The organism is Leekyejoonella antrihumi (assembly GCF_007845645.1).
GTDB classification, from domain to species: Bacteria; Actinomycetota; Actinomycetes; order Actinomycetales; family Dermatophilaceae; genus Leekyejoonella; species Leekyejoonella antrihumi.
The window spans coordinates 1-5,131 of the sequence record NZ_VCQV01000082.1; the positions used below are offsets into that span (position 1 = coordinate 1).

Genomic DNA, 5,131 nt, shown 5'->3' on the forward strand with positions numbered 1-5,131 from the left:
ACTGATTCATGTACTCATTATCCCAGGTTCAAGGCATCAAAGCGCGGGACACGCGCAGGGAAATCCCCTACATCACAATGGAATCCGACCCAGCCGAGACGCTACGTGTCCAGACCCCTGGGGTCAGGGGGAAGCCAATGACGACGGCACGCAACTCCACGACCGGTCCGACGACACCCCCCGTGATGAGGACCGCTGGTCGCGAGGTCGTGCACGCGGCAGCATCGCTCGAGTGCCGACGTGCCCGAATCATGGGCTCGACGCGTCTCCCAGCCGTCGCGTGCGTCGCATGAGACATACACGACGGCTGTCAAGGACGACGCTCGGCCTGCTTCTCGTTCTTCTCCTGCTTCTTCTGGCCCTCGGGTTTCCTGCGACCCCGCGGGCGGAGGCCTACTCGTGCGAATCCAGTCCGGTTCGGCACAGAGCCGGCACTATCGCTTACCAGAGTATTACGGTTGCTACGGGTGCACGAGCGACCATTTACGTTCCTCCCGAAAATTACATCAAGGGTTTGAGCATCCATTCCGGCTACTATCCGTTTTCCGCCGGTGATGTGTACATGGAAACCCCGGGCGGAGGAGAGGGATACGTTCAAGCCGGTTGGTACCTAGGAAAGGCATCCCAAGAAACCTATGTGACCACTCCGCACTTTTTTTGGGGAGAGAATGCGCCCTCGAACTATCAGAACGACGAATGGTTGCGGACCGGCCCGCAACTCTCCTGGGACACTCTTTACACCGTGACAATCTGGAAGAACGCGGACGACACCTGGAATGTGTCGTTGCAGGGCATCCTCCAGGGAACGAGCGCGTTCGCGCATGACCTCGGCACTCCTGGCTTCAACGGTGAGACGCCCTTCCAGTGCATCACGATGGACGCACTCGCCCAGCACGGATCCGCGCCGTATGCGTCACTTCAATACGATGACGGCGGCTGGAAATACTGGTCCGGGACGCTCTTCGATGATATAGCGTACGGGCCGTTCTACTCGACTCAACCCGAGGGCACGGCGACGGACTGGGCACAGGGTGGCGGCCCGTGAGGGAGCACACCGGAGTTGCGTCCACATGCCGCCCGGGGGTGATCGCGCCGGCGGGAGAAAGTCGTGTTCCTGTGCAACCATCGGTGACCCGATCGGACTCTAATAAGGTATGAGCGGGATGCGGCGCGACCAGCAGTTGCCGGTGCCAACCGGCCCCGAGGCGTTCGTGCTGGCCGAGGGCGACCGGCTGCTGCGGGCCGCCCGGCTGCTCACCGGGAACTGGGACTCGGGCGCGGACCTCACCCAGGAGACGCTGGTACGCGTCTGGCGGGCCTGGGGACGAATCCGAGACCCCCACGCAGCCCGCGCATACGCGCACACCACGATGGTCCGCCTCTGGTACCGCGGCAGCAAGGCCCGACGCCGCGAGGTCCTCGTCGCGCAACCACCCGAGCCCGCCGATGGCCCCACAGGAACACCCTTGACCCAGGCTGTACTGGACGCACTCGGTGCCATCCCTGCCGGACAACGAACGGCGCTGGTCCTGCGGTACTACCTCGACCTGAGCGTGGATGAGGTCGCCGCGGTCATGCGCTGCAGCCAAGGAAACGTGAAGAGCCAGACCTCACGCGGCATCGAGGCGCTGCGCCGGGAGATTCAGGCTCGCGAACAATCAAACAAGCTAAGGGAGTGACCGACCGTGATGTCTGATGACGATATCCGCGAGCTCATGCATCAGGCCGGAGCGCACGAAACCGCGCCGGAAATCTCGCTCACGAACATCACGGCGAAAGTCAAGAGCCGCCGGCGCCGCCGATCGATTTTCTCCGGCGGTGCGGCACTCATCGCCGTGGTGGGTCTCGCCGTCGCTGGCGCCTTGCCCGGCGGATATCTCCGAGGGGGTGCACCCGCTCCAACGCAGGCCACCAGATCACCCATCGCGGTAGGTGGACAACCCGGGTGTCCCCCAGACCCCGGAACCGCGAAACCTATGGAGACCTCCCCAACGAGAGGTCGCTTCGGGCCGACCGTCGCACTGCCTGCCGCGGCTCAGGGCATCAGCTTTGATCTCAACGTGCCGCCAAGCAAGATCCCCAACCGGCACATCACAGCAGCCCACCTGATCATGGTTACCGCCAAGGTCGCGGAGTCGCGTACCCCCCCACGCATTTTCCTGGCCGACCCCGCCAACCGGGTAGCCAAAGTCGCTGCCACCCGGCCGGTCGGGGATCAGCGCCTCACCCTCCCACTGCCGCTGAACCTGCCATCCGGAACATACGCGATCTACTACCAGGCGCTGTTTCCTGAACCCTCCGTCTGTGGCCAAAACCCCGATCCGCCGACCGGGACGGGCGAAATGCTCCAAGCCATCGCCACCGTGACGGCTCCCTGAGAACCCATCTTCCCCTCCGTGCTGCGAATGGGGATCACCTTTCCACCAGGCCAGCAATCGCTTCCAAGATCGTCCCGTGTGCCGAAACCGGGTTCGAGCGGTCGTCGCAACACCCGGGCGGCGGTGTAACGCCGGGGTAGGGCAGTCGGCCCTGCCGCCGCTTCCTGCCCTCAGGGCCGCAGAGCCCCGCGGGTCACTCCGCATCGGGCGCCGGCTCGTTGGGCTTGTCCCACTCGCCGTCCGGGTACTTCGCGGCCAGTTCCTCGTCGGTTAGTCACCATCGCCTCTCGCGGGGCGGCCCGTTTCGGGCTGAAAATTGGGGGTCGGTCGCCTGCTGACGTCGTGCTTCCTTGGTTCCTTCAGGCCGTCGGTTAGTCGGATGCTGGGAGCTGCGCTTGTGGGCCCTTCCGTGTTGCTTCGAGCACGAGGATTAGCTTCGCTTTTTCCCTGGCAGCTCCTGCGGGTGACCGGCGTCAATGCCGGCCCGGCCGGTGGGAAGGAGAGTCAAGATGTTGAAGCCAACCCAAGATGAGCAGGAGATCATCGAACGGATCGCAGCGCGTACCTCACGTTGCCTGCGACGCGACACGGGCGCCGTGGCGCTCTGGAACCCTCAACCATGCTCCGTGTGCCGATCGTTCACCGGTCAGGGCTCGCGCTGGCGCCAAGCCCGGCCAAACCACGCGGGACCGGGGCCGTCCCGCAGGGATCGCCGATCCAATCTGGGCAGTCATCCGGTACCGGTGGACGCTCGGAAGTCGAGTTGCTCACTCAGTGTCCGAAGCGCTTCTGTGCAGCCTGTTTCGTCACGCCCAGAGCTATGCCGATACTCAGCCAGGAATCCCCGGCGTCGCGCGCCGCGCGGACGGCGTCGTGCAGTTCACGATCGGCACGGATCACACCGTCCTGGGCCGCCAGGATCCGCCGAAAATGCACCGCGTCGTGTGCTGTGACCATCGCGGGGTCGAGGTCGTCGAGCATTCGCTCGACGTCGTTGATGTTCGTCGTTGCCATATCGGATCACCTCACTTCAGGAACTCGTAGAACTTCGGTCGTAGTCGGTCAGCGTGAATGATGCGATCGGCAGATTCTGCCGGCATCGCTACCAGCTCGAGCCAGTTGCCTGACCGGTCAGGACCGATGACGATAAGCCGCTCCTCGCCGTACTGTTTCGATCTCCACCAAACGGACCGCGTTTTGGAAAGCATGCAGGATGTCAGCCTCAGAGATCCCATGCCGGAAGGCCGACTCCGTTACCCGCACATGTCAACTCTACGTTGACCTCGAATCCTCGTCAACTATGAGTTGACTGACATTCTGAGTTTGCCCGAACCGCCGTCCCGATACCCGATCGTCAGTTGGCGAATTCACCGGAGGCTTCGTCGCGCATACCGGACATTGGCGCCGGTGTGGGAGTCGGACGACGAGGTTCGCGGACACCATCGGTCGGAGGTAGGGGTTGCGAGTCGCCAGGTACGAGCACGCTCCAGCCTCCGTGCCACCACATCCACTCGTAGGCGTATCGGTCGATGAACGGGATCCGGTACCAGAGGCGGGCCCAGCGTGGTATCGCATGCAGGTTCGGCATTGCCCCGTATTCAGGTAGCCACTGCCAGCCTGGCCGCTGCCCAGCTGGCACCACCCAGTCGCCCGGCGACGGCTCTCCGAACAACGCCCCCGCGATGGGGCCGGGCCCTCGCAGCGGCGCCTGGCGCCACGGTCCCATGCCACACCACACTTCGGTGAGCCAGGTCGAGACCGGATTGATCGCCCGCCGTACGCTTCGTCTGAGCGGACCCATGTGGCACACCTCCGATCCGTGCATCGCTTACCACCGTACGACGATCGGCATGCGGAGCGTGCCACAAGGCCGATCGTCTTGCGATGACGCTACCCGTCGCTCCTCGTGGCACGCCTTGACGCCCGGCGCTTCGGGCGGCGGCCCGCTACGGTCGTGCATGTGAGTGCCGAGCCCGACGTGTTGCCACCTCTGCATGCGATCACCGCCGACCACGAGCTGTACACCATCGTGCGTGACTGGACACGCGACAGCATCCGCCCGGTTCCCGTCCCGGCCAACTGGAAGGGCGCCGGCGCGACGCTCATGGTGAAGACACCTGGCCCCTGGGCATCCGTCGTCGCGTTTGGCGTCCGGAACGAGCATGAGCTGAGCCCGCTGCTGGTCCTCAAGAACGCCATCGCCTTGTGGGCGGTGCACCGCGATCTGCCCGACGGCATCATCGACTCCGCTGACTGGACATGGCTTCGCCACCTTTGCTTGCTGCACAACCCCGGGCTCGACGGCGCTCTCACCGTCATTGGCCAAGCCGTCCGATAGCGAGCTGCCCCATCCCGAACCACGATCTGCTTGCGGCGCGTCCAGCGCTACTGACCTACCCTGGTGACATGCCCAAGCATGCGCACGCCGTGCGGCGAGGGGCCGACTCCCTACGCTGCTCCTTCTGCGGGAAGGACAAGAGTGCCGTGGACAAGCTGATCGCGGGACCGAAGGGCGTCTTCATCTGCAACGAGTGCGTACGCCTGTGCGACGAAATCCTCGAAGAGGAGCTGCTCGACGAGTAACCCTCGTCCCGTACGTCGATCGTCACGCGGTGCGTGACCGTACACCGATCGTCACGCGGTGCGTGACCGTACACCGATCGTCACGCGGTGCGTGACCGTACACCGATCGTCACGCGGTGCGTGACCGTACACCGATCGTCACGCGGTGCGTGACCGTACACCGATCGTCA

General features: G+C 64.4%; 5 protein-coding genes and 1 pseudogene. 5 read left to right on the top strand and 1 reads right to left on the bottom strand.

What is annotated here, in order from left to right:
• Nucleotides 1-514: 514 nt before the first annotated feature.
• The 3 genes from FGL98_RS24420 to FGL98_RS24430 all read left to right on the top strand — a co-directional run bounded on the left by FGL98_RS24420 (nucleotide 515) and on the right by FGL98_RS24430 (nucleotide 2,378).
• A complete protein-coding gene (locus FGL98_RS24420; protein WP_146321401.1) occupies nucleotides 515-1,045 on the top strand; it encodes a hypothetical protein in 531 nt (176 codons plus the stop codon).
• Nucleotides 1,046-1,154: 109 nt separating this feature from the next.
• Nucleotides 1,155-1,679, top strand: a complete 525-nt coding sequence (locus FGL98_RS24425) for a SigE family RNA polymerase sigma factor (RefSeq protein WP_146321403.1) — start codon at nucleotides 1,155-1,157, stop codon at nucleotides 1,677-1,679.
• A gap of 9 nt (nucleotides 1,680-1,688) precedes the next feature.
• On the top strand, nucleotides 1,689-2,378 hold the full coding sequence (locus FGL98_RS24430) for a hypothetical protein (protein ID WP_146321405.1): 690 nt from the start codon (nucleotides 1,689-1,691) through the stop codon (nucleotides 2,376-2,378).
• 771 nt (nucleotides 2,379-3,149) lie between these two features.
• On the opposite strand, the gene FGL98_RS24435 is transcribed toward FGL98_RS24430, so the two are convergent.
• Nucleotides 3,150-3,392 carry a hypothetical protein gene (locus tag FGL98_RS24435; protein WP_146317660.1) on the bottom strand — a complete coding sequence of 81 codons (243 nt, stop codon included), beginning with the start codon at nucleotides 3,390-3,392 and terminating at the stop codon, nucleotides 3,150-3,152.
• 946 nt (nucleotides 3,393-4,338) lie between these two features.
• Between FGL98_RS24435 and FGL98_RS24450 the strand changes: the two genes are divergently transcribed.
• Together FGL98_RS24450 and FGL98_RS24455 are read left to right on the top strand one after the other, a co-directional pair.
• Nucleotides 4,339-4,716, top strand: coding sequence for a hypothetical protein (locus FGL98_RS24450; protein ID WP_146321409.1), 378 nt, complete (start codon nucleotides 4,339-4,341; stop codon nucleotides 4,714-4,716).
• 68 nt (nucleotides 4,717-4,784) lie between these two features.
• Nucleotides 4,785-4,955 (top strand): annotated as a pseudogene (locus tag FGL98_RS24455) (ClpX C4-type zinc finger protein); the annotation flags it as partial.
• Nucleotides 4,956-5,131: the final 176 nt, after the last annotated feature.

Coding starts and splice junctions, on each gene's coding strand:
- FGL98_RS24425 (WP_146321403.1), top strand. CDS start 1,155: ATGAGCGGGATGCGGCGCGACCAGCAGTTGCCGGTGCCAACCGGCCCC.
- FGL98_RS24430 (WP_146321405.1), top strand. CDS start 1,689: ATGTCTGATGACGATATCCGCGAGCTCATGCATCAGGCCGGAGCGCAC.
- FGL98_RS24435 (WP_146317660.1), bottom strand. CDS start 3,392: ATGGCAACGACGAACATCAACGACGTCGAGCGAATGCTCGACGACCTC.